The following is a 1191-nucleotide window of genomic DNA, read 5'->3' as shown; positions in this document are numbered from 1 at the left end:
TTACTTGATGATCTTGGCCACGACGCCGGCGCCGACGGTGCGGCCGCCTTCGCGGATCGCGAAGCGCAGGCCTTCGTCCATCGCGACGGGGGCGATCAGCGTCACCACCATCTTGATGTTGTCGCCCGGCATCACCATCTCGACGCCTTCCGGCAGCTCGATGGAACCCGTGACGTCCGTCGTGCGGAAGTAGAACTGCGGGCGGTAGCCCTTGAAGAACGGCGTGTGACGGCCGCCCTCTTCCTTCGACAGCACATACACTTCCGACTCGAACGTCGTGTGCGGCTTGATCGAGCCCGGCTTCGCCAGAACCTGACCGCGCTCCACGTCGTCACGCTTCGTGCCGCGCAGCAGCAGGCCCGCGTTGTCGCCCGCCTGGCCCTGGTCCAGCAGCTTGCGGAACATCTCGATGCCCGTGACCGTCGTCTTCTGCGTGTCGCGGATACCGACGATCTCGATTTCTTCGCCGACCTTGATGATGCCGCGCTCGATGCGGCCCGTCACCACCGTGCCGCGACCCGAGATCGAGAACACGTCTTCCACCGGCATCAGGAACGGACGATCAACGTCACGCTGCGGCTCCGGGATGAACGTGTCCAGCGCCTCGACCAGCTTCAGGATCGCCGGGACGCCAATCTCCGACTGGTCGCCTTCCAGCGCCAGACGGGCCGAGCCCTTGATGATCGGCGTGTCGTCGCCCGGGAAGTCGTACTTCGACAGCAGCTCGCGAACTTCCATCTCGACCAGGTCGAGAAGCTCAGCGTCGTCCACCATGTCCGCCTTGTTCAGGAAGACCACGATGTACGGCACGCCGACCTGACGCGACAGCAGGATGTGCTCGCGCGTCTGCGGCATCGGGCCGTCAGCGGCCGAGCACACCAGGATCGCGCCGTCCATCTGCGCCGCACCCGTGATCATGTTCTTCACGTAGTCCGCGTGGCCCGGGCAGTCAACGTGCGCGTAGTGGCGGTTCGGCGACTCGTATTCCACGTGAGCCGTCGAAATCGTGATGCCGCGAGCCTTCTCTTCCGGAGCCGCGTCGATCTGGTCGTAAGCCTTGAACTCACCACCGAAACGCTCTGCGCCAATCTTCGTCAGCGCCGCCGTCAGCGTCGTCTTGCCGTGGTCAACGTGACCGATCGTGCCCACGTTCACGTGAGGCTTGGTGCGCTCGAACTTGCCCTTTGCCAT

1 protein-coding gene is annotated in these 1191 nt (G+C 64.4%); it reads right to left on the bottom strand.

Features of this window, described 5'->3' with window-relative positions; genetic code table 11:
- The gene (gene tuf, locus O9255_RS15245) at positions 1-1191 is read right to left on the bottom strand and encodes an elongation factor Tu (RefSeq protein ID WP_297867719.1); all 1191 of its coding nucleotides are present in this window, start codon (positions 1189-1191) and stop codon (positions 1-3) included.

The organism is Silanimonas sp., from assembly GCF_027530345.1.
In the GTDB taxonomy this organism is placed as follows: Bacteria; Pseudomonadota; Gammaproteobacteria; order Xanthomonadales; family Xanthomonadaceae; genus Silanimonas.
The sequence above is the reverse complement of the archived record's forward strand: the minus strand, read 5'-3'. Positions and strand labels throughout refer to the sequence as shown.

Excerpts from the sequence above, each read along its gene's own strand:
- tuf (WP_297867719.1), bottom strand. The coding sequence starts at position 1,191 with ATGGCAAAGGGCAAGTTCGAGCGCACCAAGCCTCACGTGAACGTGGGC.